14 protein-coding genes and 1 riboswitch are annotated in these 24,322 nt (G+C 63.7%); of the genes, 7 read left to right on the forward strand and 7 right to left on the reverse strand.

The features are described 5' to 3' along the window. The first annotated feature begins 2 nt into the window (after positions 1-2). Entirely contained in the window at positions 3-710 is a 708-nt protein-coding gene (locus O0881_RS17925) for a pyridoxamine 5'-phosphate oxidase family protein (protein ID WP_305060586.1), read from the forward strand. Between the two features lie 88 nt (positions 711-798). Next, entirely contained in the window at positions 799-1,626 is an 828-nt protein-coding gene (locus O0881_RS17930) for a methyltransferase (RefSeq protein ID WP_289912649.1), read from the forward strand. A gap of 56 nt (positions 1,627-1,682) precedes the next feature. Here O0881_RS17930 and O0881_RS17935 read toward each other — a convergent pair whose 3' ends face one another. From O0881_RS17935 to O0881_RS17950, 4 genes are all read right to left on the reverse strand, one after another. Next, the gene (locus tag O0881_RS17935) at positions 1,683-1,877 is read right to left on the reverse strand and encodes a hypothetical protein (protein ID WP_289905813.1); all 195 of its coding nucleotides are present in this window, start codon (positions 1,875-1,877) and stop codon (positions 1,683-1,685) included. A 277-nt stretch (positions 1,878-2,154) separates the two neighbouring features. Continuing rightward, entirely contained in the window at positions 2,155-3,792 is a 1,638-nt protein-coding gene (locus O0881_RS17940; RefSeq protein WP_289912412.1) for a serine hydrolase, read from the reverse strand. 22 nt (positions 3,793-3,814) lie between these two features. Then, on the reverse strand, positions 3,815-5,674 hold the full coding sequence (locus O0881_RS17945) for a M1 family metallopeptidase (protein WP_289912413.1): 1,860 nt from the start codon (positions 5,672-5,674) through the stop codon (positions 3,815-3,817). Positions 5,675-5,792: 118 nt separating this feature from the next. Beyond that, positions 5,793-8,186, reverse strand: coding sequence for a M1 family aminopeptidase (locus tag O0881_RS17950; RefSeq protein WP_289912414.1), 2,394 nt, complete (start codon positions 8,184-8,186; stop codon positions 5,793-5,795). A 145-nt stretch (positions 8,187-8,331) separates the two neighbouring features. Continuing rightward, a riboswitch (yybP-ykoY riboswitch) is annotated at positions 8,332-8,513 on the forward strand. Between the two features lie 9 nt (positions 8,514-8,522). On the opposite strand from O0881_RS17950, the gene O0881_RS17955 reads away from it, so the two are divergent. After that, entirely contained in the window at positions 8,523-9,098 is a 576-nt protein-coding gene (locus O0881_RS17955; RefSeq protein ID WP_034753160.1) for a TMEM165/GDT1 family protein, read from the forward strand. A 113-nt stretch (positions 9,099-9,211) separates the two neighbouring features. Further along, positions 9,212-9,427 carry a hypothetical protein gene (locus O0881_RS17960; RefSeq protein WP_251349415.1) on the forward strand — a complete coding sequence of 72 codons (216 nt, stop codon included), beginning with the start codon at positions 9,212-9,214 and terminating at the stop codon, positions 9,425-9,427. Here the strand turns inward: O0881_RS17960 and O0881_RS17965 are convergent. Together O0881_RS17965 and O0881_RS17970 are read right to left on the reverse strand one after the other, a co-directional pair. Beyond that, the gene (locus O0881_RS17965; protein WP_354670219.1) at positions 9,424-18,114 is read right to left on the reverse strand and encodes a glucoamylase family protein; all 8,691 of its coding nucleotides are present in this window, start codon (positions 18,112-18,114) and stop codon (positions 9,424-9,426) included. The genes O0881_RS17960 and O0881_RS17965 overlap by 4 nt on opposite strands. Positions 18,115-18,456: 342 nt before the next feature. Then, positions 18,457-20,484, reverse strand: coding sequence for an aminotransferase class V-fold PLP-dependent enzyme (locus tag O0881_RS17970; protein WP_289912415.1), 2,028 nt, complete (start codon positions 20,482-20,484; stop codon positions 18,457-18,459). 154 nt (positions 20,485-20,638) lie between these two features. Here O0881_RS17970 and O0881_RS17975 point away from each other — a divergent pair, with 154 nt between their 5' ends. Further along, positions 20,639-21,136, forward strand: coding sequence for an Lrp/AsnC family transcriptional regulator (locus O0881_RS17975; protein ID WP_289912416.1), 498 nt, complete (start codon positions 20,639-20,641; stop codon positions 21,134-21,136). Between the two features lie 189 nt (positions 21,137-21,325). Next, on the forward strand, positions 21,326-23,326 hold the full coding sequence (locus tag O0881_RS17980; protein WP_289912417.1) for a methyl-accepting chemotaxis protein: 2,001 nt from the start codon (positions 21,326-21,328) through the stop codon (positions 23,324-23,326). Positions 23,327-23,342: 16 nt separating this feature from the next. On the opposite strand, the gene O0881_RS17985 is transcribed toward O0881_RS17980, so the two are convergent. After that, positions 23,343-23,855, reverse strand: coding sequence for a thioredoxin family protein (locus tag O0881_RS17985; protein ID WP_289905824.1), 513 nt, complete (start codon positions 23,853-23,855; stop codon positions 23,343-23,345). Positions 23,856-24,009: 154 nt separating this feature from the next. Here O0881_RS17985 and O0881_RS17990 point away from each other — a divergent pair, with 154 nt between their 5' ends. Next, positions 24,010-24,300 (forward strand): DUF3349 domain-containing protein, encoded by a 291-nt coding sequence (locus O0881_RS17990; protein ID WP_289912651.1) that lies wholly within the window; start codon positions 24,010-24,012, stop codon positions 24,298-24,300. Positions 24,301-24,322 lie beyond the last annotated feature (22 nt).

Below are 24,322 nucleotides of genomic sequence, written 5' to 3' on the forward strand. Positions count from 1 at the left end.
AGATGCCGATTATAGTGCGGCCTGCTTCTTCAACCAACGGGACTTCGACCATGACCGCTACCGCCCTGCCCCCCAGCCCCCGTACCCGCGTGCGCCGCGTCGCCGAACTGGCCTGCTATGAACAGACCTCCCTCTACGCCATCCTCGATGCCGCCTATCTGTGCCATATCGCTTTTCGCGACGATAAGGGCAGCCATTGCATCCCGACCGCCTGCTGGCGCATCGGCGGCCACCTGTACATCCATGGCTCGAACGGTAGCCGCATGCTCAAGCAGCTCTTGCTCGACGGCGACGCGTGCGTGACGGTCAGCCATCTCGACGGCCTGGTGCTGGCGCGCTCCGCCTTCAATCACACCATGAACTACCGCTCGGCGATGGTGTATGGGCAGTTTGAGAAAGTAAGCGACATCGGCCAGCAACATGTGGCCATGGATGCGCTGATGGAGAAGCTGGCACCGGGACGTCTGGCGCACGTGCGCGGCGGCAGCGCCAAGGAATACGCGGCCACCACCGTGCTGCGCATCGCGCTCGACGAATGCGCCGTCAAGCAGCGCACGGGCGGTCCGCTCGACGATGCGGGCGATATGGCGCATGCCGTCTGGACGGGCGAACTACCTTTTTCGCACGGCCGTGGCGCGGCCATCGCCGATGCGCTCAACACCTGCGACATACCCGCGTATGCCGCAACCTGGGGTACGGAATCCGCTTGACCGGCCAGCGTGCTTGCCCGATGATCGGCGTTGATGGCGATCGCCACCAATTGACCAACCGATCCAATCACGCATGGAGCATATGATGATGAAGCGAGTATCCCTGGCCGCGGCCCTGACGGTCATGCTGGCCTGCGGCGGCAGCGACGCGGCGCTGGCCGCCGATGCGGGCGACGCGGCCCTGAAGGCGGCCATCACCGGCAGTGCGCGCACGCCGGCCAACGCGCTGCGCGACAGCGCCCGCCACCCGTATGAAACGCTGACGTTTTTCGGCATCAAGCCGACCATGACGGTGGTGGAGCTGGCGCCCGGCGGCGGCTGGTACACGGAAATCCTGGCGCCCTACCTGCGCGACCACGGCAAGCTGATCGCCGCCGGCAACGACCCGCAGTCAAGCAGCGAAGGTGCACGCCGTGGCGCGGTGCGCTTCCGGCAAAAACTCGACGCCAACCCGAGCGCTTTCGGCAAGGTGGAACTCGGCGCCTTCGCGCCCCCCACCACCTACCGCATCGCGCCCAAGGGCACGGCCGACATGGTGCTCACCTTCCGCAATATCCACAACTGGATACCCATCGGCGACGAGGGCATGAAAACCCTGTTCAAGGAAGTGTATGACAGCCTGAAACCGGGCGGCGTGTTCGGCGTCGTCGAACACCGCCTGCCGGCGAACAAGGCGCAGGATGCCACGGCCAGCAGCGGCTACATGCACGAAGCGTATGTGATCAAGCTGGCCGAAGGCGCAGGCTTCAAACTGGCGGCCAAGTCGGAAATCAACGCCAATCCCAAGGATACGGCGGACCATGAGGGCGGCGTCTGGGCACTGCCGCCCACCTACGCCAACAAGGATGTGGATCGGGCCAAGTACACGGCCATCGGCGAGAGCGACCGCATGACCCTGAAGTTCGTCAAGCCGTAAAAAAACGGCGGCGGGCCGATCCGGCGCGCCGCCTGCCAGCCGGGTTGACTGCCGCCTTACAGGTAGATGCCGTACACGCCGCACAGGCGCTTGACCAGCGTGCAGGCGCCGGCATCGCCGTCCGTCACGCACGAGGTATAGGCTTCCTCGCAGGTTTCGCGCGTTGGCAGCGCATATGCGGAAGAACTGATGGCGCCGGCAAAACCGACGGCGGCGCAAAAGACAAAGACGGCTTTTTTCACATTGATCATTTTTATCCCATTCCCAAGAGTTGAGTCGTTATAAAAACCACTGAAGACACAGGCTTCAGCCGCCGGAAACCGCCTGTCGACAGACGAATTCTATGGCGCCCAGAAATAGTAGCACCTTAAAGAGTTATTAAATACGCAAATAAGAAAACAAGATAACGTTTCTTTTTCATTCCATTTCAGGGAATAAAAACCGGCTCGCCGCTTTCCTGCCGCGCATTTGCATGGGAACAGGCGAAAAAAAAACCGCAGCACAGGCTGCGGTTTTTGTATCGACACCTTATTTCTTCGCTTCCTTCGGTTTCACCGGCACCAGGCTCAAGTCCTGGAAGTCATAGCTGAAATCCGTCTCGTCCGACACGGGCGCCATCTTCACGCGGTCGATGCTGCCATCGGGATTGAGCGAGAACGTCACGTAGGCATCGGCGTTGAAGTTGCGCTCTTTCCAGCGCACGATGAAAGTGTCGTGCTGCCAGTGTTCCAGCTCGCCCGTCAGGTCCGGCGTGCGCGTGAAGCTGAGGATGTGTTTTTTTCCTTCCGGCTTGATCACGACCTTGCCATACCAGGCGTCCTCGTACTCGCCGTCGTATGCCGCCAGCGGCAGCGATGGCTGCGATTTCGCCGCGCGCGCGCTCGACGCCTTGCCCTGCTTCTTGACTTCCTCGGCATGCTGGTCCTGCTCCACCTTGGCCACCAGCGCCAGCCAATCCGACGGCGCCGCCTGCAGATAATGGTCGAGGATGCGCCATTGCAGCGCCGTCATGGAACCGCCATTTTCCGCATTGGTCAGAATGGCCACGCCCAGCTTTGCTTCCGGCACCATCACCACGCGCGAATAAAATCCCTGCAGCGCACCGCCGTGCATGGCCACTTTCATGCCCTTATAGTCGCGCAGCTGGAAGCCCAGGCCATATGCGCTGAAGTTCGGCTTGGTCGCGGCCAGCGCCGGCTTCGGCTCGGAAATCTTGATCGGCGTTTGCGCCGTCCACATTTCGCGGCCCTGCTTTTCGCTGAACAAACGCGCCTCCTTGCCGTCCTTGTCCTTCACGCCGGCGATCTTGCCGCCGTCGAGCAGCACCATCATCCACTTGGCGATATCTTCCGCATTCGTGTTGATGCCGACGGCGCCCACGGCGTTCGGCACAGGCATCGACTTGACGGCAGCGATCTTGCCGTCGATCTTGCTGTGCGCACTGGCGACGTCAGACTTGCCCGCGTTTTCAAGCAGGCTGGTGGTGGTGCCCGTCATGCCCAGCGGCGCCAGGATGCGCTCATGCATGGCCTCGCCCCAGCTCATGCCCGCCTTGTCGGCGATGATCTTGCCGGCCACGATATACAGCAGGTTATCGTAGGCATAGCTGTTGCGAAAACTCGTGGCCGGGCGGATGTAGCGCAGCTTCTCGATGATCTCGTCGGTGCTGAAGGTGGTGGTCGGCCACCACAGCAAGTCGCCCGCGCCCAGACCCAGGCCGCTGCGGTGCGTCAGCAGGTCGCGCACGGTCATGGCGCCCGTCACGTAGGAATCGTGCATCTGGAAGCCGGGCAGGTGCTTGGTGACGGGATCGTCCCAGGCCAGCTTGCCATCGTCGACCAGCATGGCCAGCGCGGCGGCCGTGAAACCCTTCGAGTTCGATGCTACCTCGAACAGGGTCTGCGCATCGACAGCGGCCGGCTCGCCGAGTTTACGCACGCCAAAGCCCCTGGCGGTGACGACCTTGCCGTCCTTGACGATGGCGATCGCCATGCCGGGCACGTCGAACACTTTCAAGGCGGTGGCGACGTCGCGGTCAAGGTCGAAGGCGGGCGCCGGCGCGGATGCGGCGGAAGCGACGGGTGCGGCGTCAAGAGCCAGCGCCGGCACGGTGATGCTGGAAAACGCCAGCACGATGGCGGCGGCGAGACGGTTCATGGTATGCATGGTCAGGATTTCCCAATAAGGTTCAATGCGCTTGCGCGGCCATCAATTTATCGACGCTTTCCTGCGTCACCGGGTGGTAGCGTTCGCGCGCCTGCGCATATACGTCCTTGGCCCAGACATGGCCTTGCGGCGTCTTCATCAAGGCGCTGTACAGGGGCACGACGAACTTCTGGCGGCCCACGCTCATCAGGAATGCCTGCAATGGCTGGCGCACATCGTAGCCGGCGTTCACGGAGGCCAGATAAAAGCGGTACGCCACTTCGTTGTTGCCGCTCTTGCCCACACCGTAGGCCTGGTCCAGCTCACGCAATTGCGCCGCGCTGGCCTTGTTGTTGATATCGTTCAGGAAGTGCATCGTTTCGATGGCGATCCACTTGTCCATGCCCAGGTCCTTCGTCGCCAGCTCGCCCTTGAGCCAGGCGTCGCGGTGCTGGTCGAGCAGCGCCAGGCGCGGCGAGACGACGCGCTGCGCGCTGGCCGGCACGCCGGTGCCATACAGCCATTCATCGAGTTCCGCTTCCGGCATCACGTCCGGATGCTGCGCCAGCAGGTTCTTGCGCAGGTAGGCGATGAACTGCTCCGTCGTCACGCTCTGGAACGCATGCTGGTCGAACCAGCCGCGCAGGAAGGGGTCGAATACGGCGCGGCCGGCACGGCGCTCCATGGTGGCCAGGAACCAGGCGCCTTTCGGGTAGATGATGCCGTCGTCCGTGTACGTTTCCGCCGGATTGGCGTCCGCATCGCGCGTGATCAATGCCGTCTTCGCTGCCGGCAATTCCTTGATCGAGGCGGCCAGTTCTTCCTGGTCGACCTGCACTCCCATCTGCGCCACTTCGCTGCCATACAGCTGCTCGACGATGCGCGTCGTGACGTAGGTGGTAAAGCCTTCGTTGAGCCACATGTGCTTCCACGACGCGTTGGTGACCAGGTTGCCCGACCACGAGTGGGCCAGTTCATGCGCGATCAGGTCGACCAAACTGCGGTCGCCCGCGATCATGGTCGGCGTGAGAAAGGTCAGGCGCGGGTTTTCCATGCCGCCGTAGGGGAACGATGGCGGCAGCACGATCATGTCGTAGCGGCCCCATCCATACGGACCGTACAGTGCTTCGGCTGCCTGGATCATCTTTTCCGTGTCGGCCAGCTCGTACTCGGCGGCCTTGATGCGCGGCGGTTCGGCATATACGGCGGAGCGGGGACCGAGCTTGCGCACTTCCAGTTCGCCGATGGCGATGGCCAGCAGGTACGAAGGAATCGGCTGCGGCATCCTGAATTTCCAGCCGCCCTTGCCCGTCGCCTTTTCGTCATTCTCGGCGCTCATCACGACGCGCATGCCCGCTGGCGCATCGATGCGCGCGCTGTACGTAAAGCGCACGGCCGGCGTATCCTGCGACGGCACCCACGAGCGGGCGTTGATGCTTTGCGACTGGCTGAACATGAAAGGCAGCTTGCCCGACATGGTCTGCTGCGGCGTGAGCCACTGCAGCGCGATGGCATTGGGGGCCGTGTGATAGTAGACGCGCACTTTGCCCGGCTGGCCCGTGGTGGTGATGCGCAGCGCCTGGCCCTTTTCCGGGTCGGCCTTGTCCAGCTGGTACGGCGCCATCTGCCATGCGCCACGCTTGTCCTGTACCTGCACCTTCGCGATCGACAGGTCGCGCGTATCGAGCACCAGGGTGCGCGCCGCCGGGTCGATCCAGCTCAAGGACAACTCGGCATAGCCAGAGAGCGTCTTTTGCTTGAAATCCGCTTTCAGGTCCAGCTGCAGGTCGCGCGTGCGCACCTGGTCGTAGCGCGCATAGCTGAGGGGGTCGGCGTGCGCGGCCAGGGTCACCTGGCAAAGTAGCGCACAGCCCAGCGCGCGCAGGAAGGTCAAAGTTTGCATGGTCGTCTTTTGAATGATTTGCGAAAGCCCCGGTCCGTGTGCGCCGGGGCGTCGCGCAGAATAGCACTTCCGGCGCAGACCTGGCAGAAAAAGCGCCGGACTGGCCGGCGCTGTTTCCCTATTTTGCCTCCGGCCTGGCTTCGGCCTTGGCCTCGGGTGCCTTCAGCGGCACATTAAAATCCTTCATCAAGTTGTTCTTATCGCGGTCCTGCTTGAACAGCTCCAGGCGCGATGGCGTGATTTTTCTCGGCCAGGCGTTATTGCTGATGTCGATGTCGGCCGTCTCCCAGTACGGATCCTGCACCAGCCCCACCATCGGCTCGTCCGTGATGATGACCTTGCTAATCTTGTGCGGCGAGTAGCGCCACACTTCGGCCGGCACCCGCTCGATGATCTTCTTGCCGCTTTTCAGTTCGATTTCCAGGATCAGCGGCATCACCAGGCCGCCGAGATTCGAAAAATCGACCAGGTACAGATGCTTTCCCATGTTGTGCTGTTCCAGCAGCTTTCTCTCCCATGGCTCCAGCGTTTCCTGCTCCTCCGCATAGCTGTTGCGGTCCTTGTTGGTGACCGTGAATTCATCGTGCCGGTTATAGAAATCCTTCAGCGCAGGATCGAGGTCGACCTTCTTCGGCAGCGCCTTGTTGCGCTGGTCCGAGATCGATATGGGCTGCGCGGCCTTCTGCGCCTTCTTCCACGCTTTCTCGACTTCCGGATTCTTCGTGCTCACGCCATATTCGCTGATGCCGTCGATGCTGATGTCGACCGCGTCGGTGGTATAGAACCAGCCGCGCCAGAACCAGTCCAGATCCGTGCCGGACGCGTCTTCCATGGTGCGGAAAAAGTCGGCGGGTGTGGGGCGCTTGAACTTCCAGCGCAAGGCGTACTGCTTGAAGGCGAAGTCGAACAATTCGCGCCCTAAAATGGTTTCGCGCAGGATGTTGAGGGCGGTGGCCGGCTTGTCGTAGGCGTTCGCCGTGAACTGCAGCAAGGACTCGGAGTTGGTCATGATGGGTACCTGGTTCTGGCTGCGCATGTAGTCGACGATCTTGCGCGGCTCGCCATTCCAGGACGGAAAATGCTCTTCCCACGCCTGCTCGGCCAGGTACTGCAGGAAGGAATTCAAACCCTCGTCCATCCACGTCCACTGGCGCTCGTCCGAGTTGACGATCATGGGAAAATAATTATGGCCCACTTCGTGGATGATCACGCCGATCAAGTCATACTTGGTCGTCTTCGAATACGTGCGTTCCCCCGTCTTCTTGTCCTTCACGGGGCGCCCACCATTGAACGAAATCATCGGATACTCCATGCCGCCCACGGCGCCATTGACGGACATCGCGTTCGGATACGGATAGTCGAAACTGTACTTGTTGTACTGCTCGATCGCGTGCACGACGGCGCGCGTGCTGTACTGCTGCCACAGCGGATTGCCCTCGTTCGGATAGTAGGACATGGCCATCACGCGCTTGCCGCCGCTATTCAAACCCTGCGCATCCCAGATGAACTTGCGGCTCGAAGCCCACGCCACGTCGCGCACATTGGTCGCCTTGAAGTGCCAGGTTTTCATGCCCGTGGCTTTCCCCTTTTCCGCCGCCAGCGCTTCGGCGGGCGTGATCACCAGCAGCGGCGTATCGCTGTTCTTCGCCCGCGCCAGGCGCTCGCGCTGCACCGTGCTCAGGACGGCGGCAGGATTCTGCAATTCGCCCGTGGCGGCCACCACATGGTCGCCCGGCACCGTCAGGTACAGCTCGTAGTCGCCAAATTCCAGCGTGAATTCGCCCGAGCCGAGGAACTGCTTGTGCTGCCAGCCGACGGCGTCGTAATACGCGGCCATGCGCGGAAACCACTGCGCGACCTGGAAGATCGCGTTCTTGTCGTCTTCAAAATATTCATAGCCGGAGCGCTCGACCAGCACCTTCTGGTCATTGATCTGATACGACCAGTCGATGTTGAACGTGATGCTCTGGCCGGGCGCTAGCGCCACCGGCAAATCGATGCGCAGCATGGTCTGGTTGACCACATACGGCAGCGGCTTGCCGCTGGCCGCTTTCACGGCGGTGAGCTTGAAGCCGCCGTCAAATTCGCGGCCCGCATGGATGGCGCGCAAGTCCTCGAATTTCAGCGCCTCCTCTTCGCTGCTGCTGAGCCAGGCCTGGTGCGACGGCGCGCTCAGGACGCGGCGCTGGTCGGCATCCTTGCGCAAGCCATTCTGGTCCAGCTGCAGCCACAGATACGCAAGGCTGTCGGGCGAGCGGTTGTGATAGGTGATCTGCTCGCTGGCCGTGATTTCGCGGCGCGCTTCGTCCAGGGTAGCGCGGATTACGTAATCGGCGCGCTGCTGCCAGTAGGCGTGGCCCGGCGCGCCGGACGCCGTGCGGTAGCTATTCGGCGTGGGCAGCAATTCTTCGAGCTGGCGGAACTTGTCGTCGAAAGGCGCGGCGGCGCACAGGCCGGACAAGGGAGCAAACAAGGTCAAACACAAGGCAAGCAAGCGGACAAGGACCGGCATGGCGCATTCCATCTGGGAGTCGTGGACAGACTGCATTCTAAGTCGAGTCTGTTTGCAAATCGATCATTGTTGTCGAAGTCCCACACACCAGGCCGCAACATCCCCCGCCGGCACTGGCGCCGGCGCAGGCATTGGCGTATGATGCGCCTCGAACATTGGGGAGTAGTCGTCCTGCGGTCCTGCCGCGGGAACCTGTATCAACATAATTGGCCCGCAGGCCATGGTGCAGGTGGTTGCAAAACTTGACGAGACCATTGATCCAGGGCGGCCGCATGGGCCGGAGTCGCCCGTGGATCATTGGTTAATTCGTCCGGCCCGCGTACCTCTTGCAATCTCATGGAAGCATTCCTCATCTCCACCGGCATCGTCGGTCTCGCTGAAATCGGCGACAAAACCCAACTCCTGGCCTTTTTGCTGGCCGCCAAATTCCGCAAGCCCTTGCCCATCGTGCTGGCGATTTTCGTCGCCACCATCGCCAACCACGCGTTCGCCGCCGCCGTCGGCGCCTGGATCACCAGCATGCTGGGGCCCGACGTGCTGCGCTGGGTACTGGGCGTCTCCTTCCTGGCGATGGCTGCCTGGACCCTGATCCCCGACAAGCTCGATGAAGACGAAACCAAATTGGCCAAGTACGGCGTATTCCTGACCACCCTGATCGCCTTCTTCATGGCGGAAATGGGAGACAAGACGCAGGTCGCCACGGTGGCGCTGGCGGCGCGCTATCACGACATTGTTTCCGTCGTGCTGGGCACCACCTTCGGCATGATGCTGGCCAACGTGCCGGCCGTGTACCTCGGCGACAGGATCGCCAACCGCGTCCCGCTGCGCCTCGTGCATGGCATCGCGGCGCTGGTCTTTGCCGTGCTGGGCGTGGCCACCCTGCTGGGCGCGGGCGCGGCCCTGGGGTTTTGACTCAATCTTAAATAATTTCTCATTTACAATGTTCATGTCTATAATTACAATGTCGCCGACATGAATACTGGCGCGGTGCCACCTGGTGGTCACCGCGCTTTCTTGAGGAATCTATGCATTTGAATGGAAAGATGGCAGCGCTGTGCCTGGCCGCCTGCGCAAGCCAGTTGCCCGCTGCCACGGCGGCACCTACGCCCCCTCAGCTCGCAACGCAATCCGAGCCCGCCGTACGCACGCGCGACCTGCTGTTGCTGGGCGCCGGCCTGATCCTGCTGCTTGGCAGGCGCCGGCCCGAATACGATACGTGGCAGGTACGGCGGCAAGACTAAACCAGCAGTAGCACTGCGTACTCGCGGCCCTCGTCGCGCAGGGCGATGCTGTTGCCACCCTGTGCCACGCCATCGAGCGACAAGCCCGCAGGCCGTCCCTGCGCCTGTTCCACCGTGATGGCATAGCTGCTGGCGCCAAAGCGGTAATGCAGCTTGAAGCTGTTCCACTCTGCCGGCATGACCGGCACCATGCGCAGCACGTCCGCTTCGCGCGTCAAACCGAGCAGAGATTCGACGATCAGCCGGTACAGCCAGCCCGACGACCCCGTGTACCAGCTCCAGCCGCCCCGTCCCACGTGGGGCGCCACGGCATACACGTCGGCCGTCACCACGTAGGGCTCAACCTTATAGCGCTGCACCGCCTGCGCGTCAACGCCGTGGCGCACGGGATTGATCATGCGCAGCAACTCCCACGCTTTTTCGCCATCGCCCAGGCGGGCAAACGCCATCGCCGTCCAGATGGCCGCATGCGTGTACTGGCCGCCGTTCTCGCGCACGCCCGGCACATAGCCGCGGATATAGCCAGGATTCAGGCTGGATTTATCGAACGGCGGATCGAGCAGCTGGATCACACCCGAATCGCGGCGCACCAACCGCGCATCGACCTGGCGCATGGCGCCCGCGACTCTTTCCCTGTTGGCCGCGCCCGACAGCACGCCCCAGCTTTGCGAAATCGAGTCGATCTGGCATTCCTCGTTCGTGTGCGAACCCAATGGCGTGCCGTCGTCGAAATACGCGCGCCGGTACCATTCGCCATCCCACGCATGTTCCTCGACGTTGGCCGCCAGCTTCACGGCTTCATCGCGGCAGAACTGGGCAAACGGCACATCGCCGCGCAGCACGGCCACTTCGGCGAAACGCTGCAGCACTTCATACAGGAAGAAAGCCAGCCACACGCTCTCGCCCTTGCCATGTTCGCCCACCTTGTCCATGCCGTCATTCCAGTCGCAGGAACCGATCAGCGGCAAGCCGTGCACGCCCAGGCGCAAGCCGTGGCGGATGGCGCGCACGCAGTGTTCGTACAGGTCCGCCGACTCGCCCGAGCGCACGGGCAGGTCGTAATACGAATCCTCTTCCGGCTTGACGGCGCGCCCCTCGATGAAGGGCGCCACTTCCGACAGCACGTTGACGTCGACCGTGGCGATCACGTAGCGGCAAGTAGCCAGCGGCAGCCACAGATAGTCGTCGGAACAGTGCGTGCGCACGCCCCGGTCCGACGGTGGATGCCACCAGTGCTGCACGTCGCCCTCGACGAACTGGTGCGCCGCGCACAGCAGCAAGTGCTTGCGCAGCAGCTGCGGCGCTGTGTGGATCATCGCCATCGCATCCTGCAGTTGGTCGCGGAAGCCGTAGGCGCCACCCGACTGGTAATAGCCGCTGCGCGCCCACAGGCGGCAGGCGATGGTCTGGTACATCAGCCAGCCATTGGCGATCACATCGAGCGATGGATCGGGCGTCTCGATGCGCACGGCCCCCAGGGTGCTGTCCCAGTGCGCCCGCACGGCGTCGAGCGCCATGCGGGCCGCTTCCTTGCCCGCATGGCGCTGCACCATGGTGCTGGCGTCCGCATTGCGGCGCCCGCCCACGCCGAGCAGGAAGACAATTTCGCGCTCCTGCCCCGGCTGCAGTTCAAATGGCACCTGGATCGCCGCGCACGGGTCCAATCCCGTGCCCGCCTTGCCGGACAGGCGCACACGGCGCAAGGCGGCTGGCTGCGCCAGACTGCCATTGCGGCCGATGAATTCATTGCGGTCGCAGGTGATGGAACGGATGCTGGCATCCGTATTGAAAAAGCCGACCCGGCCCGAAAATTCCGTGTTGTAGTTATTGCGCGCGAACAGGGCGCCGCTGATCGTGTCGACTTCGGTGGCCACGTGCATGCCGGACTTGGCGCGCAGGTCCGCCATCACCCATTCCACATAGCCCGTGACGGACAGGCGGCGCGGCACGCCGCTGTCGTTGCGCACCTTGATGACGGAATATTTGACGGCTGCGTCCAGCGCCACATAGGTGCACAATTCGGTGGCGATGCCTCCTTCGCTGTGCTCGAACACGCTGTAGCCGAAACCGTGGCGCGTGACGTAATCGCCGCTGCCCCGCGCGGGCAGGGACGAGGGCGACCAGAACTGGCCGCTCTGCTCATCGCGCACATAGAACGCTTCGCCGGACAGGTCGGAGACGGGGTCGTTCTGCCATGGCGTGAGGCGGAATTCATGCGCATTTTCGCTCCACGTATACGCCTGGCCGGCGTCGGACACCACCGTGCCGAATTGCACATTGGCCAGCACGTTCGACCAGGGCGCCGGCGTCTGTTTATTGTCTCCCGTCGTGATCACGTATTCGCGGCCATCGGGCGTGAAACCGCCCAAGCCATTTTCCAGGATCAGCTCGCGCTTTGGTGCCCGGTGCGGCACGCCGCCGTGGTCGCGGGCCGGGTCTTGCAGCAGCGGCGGCATGCGCAGCACGGGGCTGGGCGGACGCTTGACCTGCTCTGCCAGGGTGCCGCGCAAGTCGCTGATGATGGCGCGTGCCACCGATTGCAGCAAGATGCGGTCCTCGTTGGCGATCTGCTCGGCCAGGCGCACGAAGATACCGCCCGGGCGGTCGATCGCCTGCGCGTCGATGCCCGAGGCGATCAGGCCCATGATCTGGTCGTGCAGCAGCTGGCGGTAGCCCGATTGCTCTTCATACCAGATCACCAGGTCGACGATCAGGCCTTTCAAGCGCCAGTAGGCATGCGCCTGCACCATCTGGCGCGCCAGTTCGATATTGGCCGAATCGCGTATCTGCAGCAGCACGATGGGCAAGTCGCCGGAAATGGCATACGCCCACAGGCCGGACTGGCCGCGCTGGTTCTTGATCAGGATGCTGGCCTCGGCGCGCAGGGCCGCATTCGGATAGATCACGGCATTGGCCAGGCGCGCATACAGCTGCGCGTCCGCTTCGCTGGCATTCAGCTGGCGCAGCACCACCTGGCTGTGCGTCCAGGCCAGCTCGAACACGCGGTCGGCCAGGTGGCGGTCCTGGTATTTGTCGATCAGGTGCAGCGCCGCCTCGCGCTGCTCCACCATGCCCGTCACGCTGTCGACCGTCACGGCCTGGTCGGGGGCCAGCGTGATGACGTAGCGGATGGCCACGATGGGGTCCAGCACGGAGCCGTGGCCGCCGCTCAATGGACCGCTTTCCTGCAGCGCCTGCGGCAGCTGCGCCGTGTTGCCGCGGCCGATGAAGCGCGCGCGGTCCGTCTCGAACGAGACTTCGTAGCGCTCGATATCGTGCACGGTCATCACATGCAGCAGCCACGGCATCTGCTCATCCTTCGAGCGGGGCCGGCGCGTGCATAAAATCGCCTTTTCATGCGCGAGGATTTCCGTCTGCACGAACAACTTGCTGAACGCGGGGTGGGCCGCATCGGCCGCCGCCGGCGCCATCACCACTTCGGCGAAACTGGTGATCTCAATGCGCCGCTGGCGGTTCGAATTATTGCTGATGCGCGTGCGTCGGATTTCAATGTCGTCCTCGGGCGAGACGACGATTTCCGTGTACAGGTCCAGGCCGTGATCGGCGCGGCGGAACTCAGCCCGCCCCTCCGAAAAAATCACTTCATATTTCTTCGGTTCTGCCAGGGTCGGCTGGTACATGGTGGACCAGACGGCACCGTCGTCGAGGTCGCGCAGATAGCAGAAATTGCCCCAGTTATCGCGCGTGCTGTCTTCGCGCCAGCGCGTCACGGACAGGTCTTTCCAGCGGCTGTAGCTGCCGCCCGCATTGCTCACCATGACGTGGTAGCGGCCATTCGACAGCAACTGCGTTTCGGGCACGGCGCTGTTGGCTTGCGTGAGGATGCGCATCGGCATGGCCTGTTCGGCGACGCCGCTGCGCAGCACCGCCAGTTCGGCCGTGTTCGAGTAAAACGCGCCGGCCTGCGGCGTGCGTTCCTGCAGCACCAGCAAGGCCGATTGCAGCAGCGGATCGGACTCGAAACGGCGCTGCATCGGGCGGTCGTGCAGCAGGTAACTGAGGGCCAAAAAGCCCATGCCCTGGTGGTGCACCATGAAGGAGCGGATGATGGCGCTGCCCTGCCCGCGCGGCAGGCGCGCCGTGGTGAAATCGATGGCTTCAAAGAAGCCGTAGCGGCCCATGTAGCCGGCCGCCTGCATGCGCTGCAGGTTCTGGCACGCCGCTTCCGGCTGCACCATCAAGCCCATCATGCTGGCGTACGGCGCCACCACCAGGTCGTCGGCCAGGCCCCGCTTCAAGCCCAGCCCTGGCACGCCAAACGCTCGGTACTGGTAATTCAGGCTGGCGTCGACCGTGTTGTAGCCGGACTCGGAAATCCCCCACGGCACATCGCGCTGGCGTCCGTAATCGATCTGCGCCTCGATGACGGAGTGATACGTCTGATCGAGCAGGGTGTTCGGATAATTCGGCATCACCAGCAGCGGCATCAGGTACTCGAACATCGAGCCGCTCCACGACAGCAACACGGGCTGGCCCGCCACCATGCACAGCTGGCGGCCCAGGGCGAACCAGTGCTCCTGCGGCAGCTGCCCCTGGGCGATGGCAATGAAGCTGGCCAGGCGCACTTCGGAGGCCAATAAATCGTAGTAGCTGGGGTCCAGGCGCCGTTCGCTGACGTTGTAGCCGATGGCCAGCAGCTTTGTGGAGGGGTTGTACAGGAACGCGTATTCGATCTGCGCAAAGTCGCGCGCCTGGCCCGCCGCGTGGGCGATGTCGCGCATGTGGCGTCCCGCCTGGTCGCGGCCTTGCGCCAGCAAGGCCGCCAGCTCGGCAGGCAGGCCTTCCGGTGTTTCCAGGTTAGCCAGTTCGCGCAGGGTCGGCACGCGCATCAGCGCCGCATCGACATCCGCCTGCCCCGCCCACGGCGCCAGTTGCAGCAATTCGGCCAGCGCCGCGCGGCACTGGCGCGCCAGCGCACCCGCCCACATGGACAGTTCGCCATCCTCGCTTTGCAGGGTCAGCGACAGCAGCGCGTCGGCCGCGCCATTCACCGTGCCCAGGTAGGCATGCCATTCGCCCAGAGTGGCGGGATTTGCCGCTGCCTGCAGCAGGCTCATGCTGTCGCGCATGGCCTTGCCCTCGCCTTCGGCGGCGATGAATTCCTGCAGCACCTGCGCCGTCGTGCGGATGCCCTGCACCACCTGCACACCGATGATGGGCGCGTCGTACAGTTCCACCAGTCCCGGCTGCAAGGTCAGCAGATGGCCGGCCAGGTTGCCGCTGTCGACCGTCGAAATGTACATCGGTTGCAGCGCCTTGAGCGTTTGCGTGTCGTACCAGTTATAGAAGTGGCCCTGGAAGCGTTCCAGTTCGCCCATGCTGTGCAGGGTGGCGCGGCTGCGCTCGATCAACTGCCCCAGGGTGAGGTAACCGAAATCGTAGGCCGTCAAATTCGCCAGCAGCGCCAGGCCGATATTCGTCGGCGAGGTGCGGTGCGCCACCACCAGGTTCGGATGCTCCTGCATGTTATCGGGCGGCAGCCAGTGGTCATCGGGACCGACGAAGGTATCGAAATACGCCCAGGTCTTGCGCGCCACGCCGTGCAGGAAGCGTCCCTGCTCGGCCGACAGGCGCGCCACGGCCCGCTCGATGGGGCGGCTGATCCACCAGGCGATGGCGGGTGCGACGAGCCACAGCAGCAGTACCACGGCGGCGGCCGGCAAGGCTTGCGGGCGCCAGGCCAGCAAGGCGCCAAAGGTAGCCAGCGCCAGCGCGGGCGAGCACCACATGGCGCGCCAGCTGTCGGCCTGCGAGCCGGAAGAACTGTGCAAATTCGAGGCGCGCCAGTCGAGCAAGTGCTTGTGCGAGACGCCCAGGCGCCACAGGGTGCGCGCGATGGCGTCCAGGCTGATCCACGCTTCGTACGGCAGGAAGACGAGGGTCAGCATGGCATGCGAAAACTGCACGCCGCAGCGCCGCTCGAAGGCGGCCAGGTGCTGGCGCCACAGGGTGTCGCGCGGTTTGCGCAGCAAATCGTACAGGGCGGAGAACACGGGCGGCAGGAAGATGATGGCCAGCACCGCTGCACTCCAGAAAGCGACGTGCGGCAAAAAGCCCCACACCAGCAGCAGGGACAAGGTGGTGGCCGGCGCCACGACGCTGCGGCGCAGGTTGTCGAACAGCTTCCAGCGCGACAGCATCGACAGGGGATTGCGTTCGCGCTTGCCGGCGCGGCCCGGCACCCGGCCCAGCAGCCAGCCGAGCAGCTGCCAGTCGCCGCGTATCCAGCGCTGGCGGCGACTCACGTCGGCGTCGTAGCGGGCCGGGTATTCCTCATACAGTTGCGAGTCGCTGAGCAGCCCGGCGCGCAGGTAACAGCCTTCCAATAAATCGTGGCTGAGGATTTTATTGTCGGGCAGGCGCTGGCCCAGCACGCGCTCGAACATGTCGAGGTCATAGATGCCCTTGCCGATGAAGGAGCCTTCATAAAACACGTCCTGGTACAGGTCCGACACGGTGCGCGTGTAGGGGTCGATGCCCGGCTCACCGCCGCACAGCAACTCGTAGCGCGAAGCGTTCGCGCTGGGCAGCGCCACGGCCACGCGCGGCTGCAGGATGCCGTAACCGGCCACCACGCGCGTGCCGGCCGCGTCCAGCACGGGGCGGTTCAGCGGGTGCATCATGGTGGCGATGAATTCGCGCGCCGCATCGCGCGGCAACTGCGTATCCGTGTCGAGCGTGATCACGTATTTAATCGTGCGCAGGCCGCGCAATTCGCCTTCCACCAGCGAGAATTTGTCGCGCGCGCCGCCGCGCAAAAACGCGTGCAGGTCGGACAATTTACCGCGCTTGCGCTCCTGTCCCATCCACGCATTCTGCTGCGAATTCCACAGGCGCGGACGGTGCAGCAGCAGGAACGGCCCCACATGGCCCAGCTCTTCGTGGTCGGCCGGATCGCCGTTTTCCTTGAACGCGACGCCCTCCACGCGGTATTTCTCGTTCAAGCCGCGGATGGTCTCCTGCGCCTGGCGCAGCAGGGCGTCGTCGCCCGGCATCGTTTGCGCCTGTGCGTCGACAAAGTCCGTCAGCAGGCAGAAACGCAGGTTCGGGTCGCGGTTGGCGAGATAACGCACTTCCAGCGCCTCGCACAGGGCCGCCACGTTGTCCTCGCTGTAGATCAGGGTCGGCACGACGACGATGCCGCGCGCATCCGATGGAATGCCGGCCTGGTAATCCATGCGCGGCAGCGGATGCGGCGACGTCATCAGGGTCGCCAGCCAGTTCACCACGGCCACGGACAGCTGGCTGCTGCCCAGCAGCGCCAGCGCGCCCAGCGCCGCCAGGGACCAGCCCTGCACGCCATGGCGCACGGCGCGCTCGAGCAGCAAGGCGCTCGTCGCCAGGGTCAGGAACGAGATCGCGCCCAGGTAGACGGCCAGCGGCGCCGCGCGCGCCGTATGCTGCAGCGCCTCGATGAAGGGCAGTTTCGCGCCGGCCTGCTTTTCCAGCACCAGCACGCCGCGCCCCACCAGGTAAAAGCCGATGTGGCCGCGGCGCGCATCATTGCCGTTGCCGTGCGTGTGCGCCAGCTGTACCACCATCTCGGCCACTTCCACTTCGCTGCGCGCGCTGCGCCTGGCGATGCGTTCGATGGCGTGGCGGTAGCTGTCGCGCGTGGCGAAATCCATCAAGCCATAGGTGCCGGCCGGATCGAGGCGCAAGGTCTGCTCGACCACGCTCATGGTCTCGACGAATTCCTGCCAATCCATGGTGCCGAGAAAACGCAGGCTGCCGATGCTGTTGGCGATCGACACCTGGTCGGCCGCCTGTTGCCCGATTTCGGACTGGATCTGCTGCTCGATCGTGAGGCCCGACTCGGCCAGCTTATGCGTCAGCCACGACAGCGCCAGGGTCAGCGACGAACTTTGCCCCTGCAGGCGGCGCGACAATTCGGCCACGAAGGCGCTGGTCATGGGCGGGTTCGAACGGGCCATGTCGGCCACCAGCAGGATCAAGCCGCTGGGATTGCGCTCGGCGATCTCCGTCATCTGGTCGGCCCAGGTATTGGCCAGGTCGCGCTGCATGCGGTCGTCGGCCACGCGCGCGGCGACGCGGCGCAGGTTTTCGATCAGGGCCAGGCGCAGCATGATGGGCACGGCCCACAGTTCACCCAGGGTCAAGGTGGCCACGTCCTGATAAGCCTCGGCGAAGTGGCACAGGTTTTCCAGGTCGACGCGGCCATCGCCGTGCGAGATGATTTCCAGCGCAATCTTGTACACGCGCGGGCAGCCAGCGTCCGCGCCGGAAGTCAGGCGTGGCAACTCCTTGCTGTAGTTCTTCGGCAGGTGGCGCCGCGTGGTGCGGATCTGCTCTTCGATCAGATAAAAATTATCGAGCAGCCATTCCGAGGCGGGCGTGACCTGGCGTCCGCTTTTGACGGTCGCCGTCAGCTCGTTGACGGTGGCCGTGATCAGGGCCGCATTGTCGGCCAGGCGCGCCAGCAGGCGGTCGCGGCCATGATGCCGTCCCACCGCATGGCCGGCGGCCACGTGCTTGCCGTGGGCAGCCATCTGCATGGCGCTGAATAATTCGGAACGCAAGGGCAAGGCATCGTCGCGCGCGGCGTCGAAGGTTTTCGGTGCAAGGGAATGGTCGCGGAAGATTTCTTTAACTTTGGAAATCTGTTCCTTGATCTGCTGCGTGACAACTGCTGTGTACTCTTTCAACTTGGCCTCGCTAGGTGCGCGCAGGCAGCCAGCGGCCGCCGTCACGCTGGCCCAGTCTGGAAGAACACGATCGGACACTGGCGAAGACGGAAAGCGAAGCGCCGGAGCGTTGCGACGAATCTCAGGGTGTAGGGAGATTTTCTGAACTTCATCGTAGGGGCGCCCTGCGCGCAAGACCGTGCGCTAGCGTACATACCCGGCGCTTTAGGGGCGTGCCGGCAAAGAAATCAGCGAGTGAAACGGGAGAAAGATTCCTGGAGGAAATGAATAGAGGGAAAGGAGTAGCGGCACCGTGCCAATGATGGCACGGTGCAATATTTCACGGAAGAAAGTTCAAGCCGCTCAGGCAGCGATGGCCAGCGGGTGACGCGTCGCCTCCGCCATCGCCATGCCGCCGTTGAGCTGCCATGCCGCGCCGTGACCGAGGCGGCGCAGACAGGCGGCGGCGCGCGCGCTGCGGTTACCGCTGCGGCAGAAAAAGACCAGCGGGCGCTGCGGCTGCTGCAACCATTCAGCCACCTGTCCCGCCAGGCGGCTCAGCGGTACGCTGTGCACGGCGCAACCCTCGAATACCGTGCCGGCGCACGCCGCGTGTTCATACGCTTCGCGCACGTCGACGAGGATGGCCTCGGGATGCTGGCGCAGGAAGGCGGGCAAAGCGGCCGCATCGAGCTGCAGGTCGGCGCTCGGCACGATACCGTCCCGTACGGTGCGCACGGTACCGCAAATGCCGCCATCATCGCTTGACGCGCACAGCACGGTGTCTTGCGTCACCAGCGCCGCATCCAGCAAGGGCGTCAGCGCCTCGGGCGCCAGGGCACCGATGAAGGCAAAGCGCTGCTCCAGCAGATATACATGGTTTTCGCCACACTCGACGCGTCGCAGGCGCTGCTGGCCCAGTGCCAGCTCACCGTCGATATCGATGCGGCCCACCTGTTCGATGGCGAGTTCCTGCAGCAAGGCCAGGCGCGCCACGCCATGGTCGGCCGGGGCGGCCGTGTGCACGATGGCGCGCAAGGCCAGATGCTGGCAGCGGATGAAGGCGGCCAGGCGCGGCACCAGGGCGGCGACGGGATCGATGACGACGCAACTGGCGCTGGCAGCGTCGCTGAACAGCCAGGTGCACTGGCCATTGACGCTCAACTGGATTATGCCGTCCTGCGGCGATGGCGCCAGCGCCGATGGCAGCAAACAGCTGCTGCGCAGCGCTTCGCCGCAACGCTCGATGCGCGCGCAGGCGGCCGTCACCGTCGCCGCGTCGATCAGGGGGCCAAACGACAAACGGATGGCCGAGCTGGCACGCCATTGCGGCACGCGCATCGCTTCCAGCACATAGCTGGGGAGCGCCTTGGCGGCGGAACAGGCGCTGCCCGAGCTGACGCGCACGCGCGCCGCGTCGAACAGGTCCAGCAGCTCTTTCGAGGACAAGCCGGGCACGGAAAAATTGAGCGTCGTCGGCAGCGACAAGTCGAACGGCATATTGAACACGATGCCGGGGAAAGCGCGTTCCAGGCTGGCCACCAGCTGCTCGCGGAAGGCAGCCAGGTCGGCGTGGCTGCGGAAGGTCTTGCCATCGTCGAGCGCGGCCAGCACGGCGCCCAGCGCGGCGATGCCCGCCATGTTTTCCGTGCCCGAGCGCAGGCCCGCTTCCTGGCCGCCGCCCATCATCAGAGGGGTGAACGGCGCGCCGGCGCGCACATACAACATGCCGATGCCCTTGGGCGCATATAGCTTGTGGCCGGAAAACGGCGCGTAATCGATGCGCGTGGCGGCCAGGTTCAGCTTCAGCTTGCCCAGCGCCTGCACGCAATCGACCATCCAGTAGGCATCGGCGCCCCGTTCCTGCAGCAGTTGGGCGATAGCGGACAAGTCGCTGACGACGCCCGTTTCATTATTCGCCGCCATCGTGCACAGCATGGCCGCGTCGCCGATCAGCGCATCGAGCGCCTGCAGATCGTGGCGCCCCTGCGCATCGACAGGCAGCTTGCGCACTTCCAGGTTCAGGCCCAGGAGCCGGTTCCAGTGCGCCAGGCTTTCCGGCACGGCCTTGTGCTCGGTCGCGCCATACAGCAGCAGGCTGCCGATGCGCTTGCCTGCGTCGCGCCGTTCGCGCAGCGCGCACAGGGCCGACAGCACGGCCGTCTGGATGCCTTCGGTGGCGCCGCTGTTGAACATCAACCGGCCGTCGCCCACGCCCAGCAGGCCGCTGGCGCGCTGGCGCACGCCATCCATCATGGCCTTGGCCTGCAATCCCGTCGCGTGGGTGCTGCTGGGATTGCCATAGCCCTGCTCCATCGCTTGCCGGGCGGCGGCAACGGCGGCGGGCAGCACGCAGGTGGTGGCATTGCTGTCGAGGTAGATTTCTTTCATGATGGCAGTCTGGGGATTCTATAAATAAAGGGGCAGCGCTGGCGGCTGGAACGTATGAACAGTCTACCGGCACCCGCCCGTGAAGATATACCAAAAGACACTGCAAACACGGTACTATGCAGCATGTTCATGCTATAAAAACAGGAATAATAAAATGAATTCACTAAACAGCCCGCTCGACAAATTCGACTGCGCCATCCTGGCCGCCCTGCAGCAGGATGGCACCTTGTCGATCGCCGCCCTCAGCGAGAAGATCGGCTTGTCGAGCACGCCGTGCTGGAAGCGGGTCAAGCGCCTGGAGGAAGAGGGCTATATCGAGAGCCGCGTGGCCATCGTCAACCGGCAAAAAGTGGGTTTGCCCGTGACCGTCTTCGTCAGCGTGCGCACTGGCCAGCACGATGAAAAATGGCTGCGCCGTTTCGCCGCCGCCGTCATCGTCTTGCCCGAGGTGCAGGAATTTCACCGCATGAGCGGCGATATCGACTACCTGCTGAAAGTCGTTACCACCGACATCAAGGGCTACGACACCTTCTATAAAAAGCTCATCAAGGCGGTGCAGCTGACGGGCGTGTCGTCTGCCTTCTCCATGGAACAAATCAAGTGCAGCACGGAATTGCCGCTGGAATTGATCGCCCACGGCTTGCCTGCCTGACCCATTTTCCCCGCATGGCGAACAAGCATGAAAAATCGGCATGATTGCCTGCTTTTTGCGTTGCTGCATTGCAACATAAATAGCCTGAAAGCAGCAATGGTGCCGTGAAACGCACGGCCCGGCCGGTATACTGCAGGCTTGCCTGCCCGCTTTTCTGCCGATTGTGCAGGCCATCATTCAAGGTCTTCCATGTCACTGCTCCGCCGTCTCTCCATCCAGAAAAAACTCCTGTTCAGCATGGGCTTGTGCCTGCTGCTCTTCATGGCGATCTCGTCCTTCCTCAGCGTGCGCATGAGCAGCGATTACGTGCGCGAACGCGTCGTCGGCCAGGAATTGCCGGCGCAGGTGGGCGAGATCCGCAACGATGTGCTGCGCCAGATCAGCCAGCCCCTGTCCGTGGTGCAGACCATGGCCAACGATGTCTACCTGCAAGACTGGGAAGACGCCGGCTTGCCCGACAGCGGTATCGCCACCTTCCAGCGCTACGCCACCGTGGTCAAGGAAAAGAACAAGGCCGTCTCGATCAACTGGGCGTCGGCCAGCACGGGCAAGTATTTCACCACGGAAGGCTTGCTGCGCACCTTGGACAAGAACCAGGCGGCCGACCAATGGTTTTATGGCTTGCTGGCCGGCGACAAGGCCTATACGCTCGACATCGACAAAGCGGAAAACTCCAGCGACCTGATGCTATACCTGAATGCGCGCGGCCAGACGGCGGGCGGCAAGCAGATCGCGGCCGGCCTGGGCCTGTCCATCAATGCACTGGCCGACACCATCCGCAGCTACAAGATCGGCCAGACGGGCCATGTCTACCTGGCGCGCGCCAACGGCGTGCTGCTGGTGCACCGCGACACGGCCCTGGCCGACGGCAAGCATCTGCTCAAGGATTTGCCCGGCTTTAGCGACACCCTGAGCAAGAGCCTGCTGACGGGCAACAAGTACGCGTACGCCATCTACGACGCGCCGGCGGGACGCCAGTTCGTCGCCGCCTCCTTCGTGCCGGAATTGAATCTGTATGTGATGGCCGAAGTGCCGGAAGCGGAAGTGCTGGGCAATGTCACGCGTTCGGCCCTGATCGCCGCGCTGATCGCCGGCCTGGTGGGCGGCGGCATCGCCCTGCTCATCATTTATGTCATCAGCCGCGCCATCGCCGCCCCCGTCGCGCGCGCGGCCGACATGCTCAGCGAAATCGCCAGCGGGAACGGCGACTTGAGCCGCCGCATGCCCGTCGAATCCGAAGACGAGGTCGGCGCCCTGGCCGCCGCCTTCAACCGCTTCGTCGCGTCGCTGAACGTGACGATACGCGAAGTTCGCGACAGTACCGGGGCGATTGCCAGCGCATCGAGCCAGATCGCGTCGGGCAACCTGGACCTGTCGGCGCGTACGGAAGCCCAGGCGTCAAGCCTGGAAGAGACGGCGGCGGCCATGGAAGAACTGACATCGACCGTGAAACAGAACGCGGATAACGCGCGTCAGGCGAACCAGTTGGTGGTGTCGGCTTCAAGCCACGCCGTCAAGGGCGGCGAAGTAGTCGGACAAGTCGTGCAAACGATGGGTGCGATTACGGAGAGTTCACGCAAGATAGCAGATATTATCGGCGTGATCGACGGCATTGCCTTCCAAACCAATATCCTCGCGCTGAATGCGGCAGTCGAGGCGGCGCGCGCGGGCGAACAGGGACGCGGCTTTGCCGTGGTGGCAACGGAAGTGCGCAATCTGGCGCAGAGGTCAAGCCAGGCGGCGAAGGAAATCAAGGACTTGATTGTCGACTCGGGCAGCAAGGTGGACGCGGGCAGCAAGCTGGTCGACTCGGCCGGCGCCACCATGCAGGACATCGTCGTCTCCGTGCAAAGAGTCGCCGACCTGATGGGAGAAATCGCTTCGGCCAGCCAGGAGCAAAGCCAGGGCATCGCGCAAGTCAATGCCACGGTCACGCAGATGGATGACGCCACCCAGCAAAATGCGGCCCTGGTGGAAGAAGCGGCGGCGGCGGCCCAGTCCCTGCAGGATCAGGCCGGGCGGCTGGCGCAGGTGGTCAGCGTGTTCAAGCTGGAAGAAACCGGGCATGCCGCGCAGCAGCCGGCCGGCAAGCCGGCGCTGCCCAAGCCGGCCCGTCCGGCACTGGCCAAGGCAGCGGCACCCGCAGCGCGCCCGACAGTGCCGGCCAGCGATGCGTGGGAAGAATTTTAAGGGTGCTGAAAAACGCTTAAATCGCCGGCGCTTTCACGCTCGCCGCTTGCTTGAAGAAATCATAAATGCCGCTCTCGCTCATGCGGCGCGCATTCGCCAGTTCGCCGCCCTTGGTGGCGTACAGCACTTGGTTGTTGTCGCTCGATACGAGCACGGCAGCGGGAATGCCTTTCTTGAGCGGATTGCCATAGGCTTGCGCCACATCAAGGTTATGGTCGAAGTTACCCACGTCGACCTTGACGACCTTGAACTGCTGTTGCATCAGTTCGGCATTCTTGCCTTCCTTCAAGGCCTTATCGAGCGCGCGGCAATCCTCGCACCAGTTGGCGCCAAAGATCAGCAGGACAGGCACGTGCGCCGCCTTGGCCTCGGCCAGCGCGCGGGCCACGTCGGCCTTGGCGTCGGCCGCCGCGTTGTACGGCAAATGCGGCGTGGCGACAGGGTTGGCCGGTGTGGGGGCGGCGGCAACGGCGGTGCCGGCAAGCAGCAGGCTGGCAAAGAAAAGGGAAACGAAACGGGAAACGCGCATGCGGGACTCCTGAGAGAGATCGTGAAGCCAGCTGAACAGCTGCCAGCGGGCGTGATTGTCTAGAATATGCGTACCTGTAGGAAATATCCACCATTTAATTGCACTGTGCTTATGCGAAAAACGTATAAGCACGCCAAGGATAAGCCGCTTGAACATGCCAGACAGCCTGCCCCCAACGCTATCCGGCGCCGCGCGCATGCTGCACAGCGCCTATCCCAGCGGCATGCCAGACACGGCATATTTCGCAGTGCTGGCCCTGCTGCATGAACACTTTTCCGACCGCAACCTGGCCGAGCTGATGGCCGCCGTCACGGTCAAAGATGCGGCGACGGTCCTCAATGACATCCATGCCTGCGCCAGCAGCAAGCGGGAGCCGGACGCCATCGCGGCGGCCAGAAACTTGCTGGCGCGGCACGGCCTGCACGCCGTCTGCGCCGGGGATTAATCCCCGCAGGCAGCGAAATGGA

This window comes from Janthinobacterium sp. SUN100 (assembly GCF_030397705.1).
Classification (GTDB): domain Bacteria; phylum Pseudomonadota; class Gammaproteobacteria; order Burkholderiales; family Burkholderiaceae_D; genus Janthinobacterium; species Janthinobacterium kumbetense.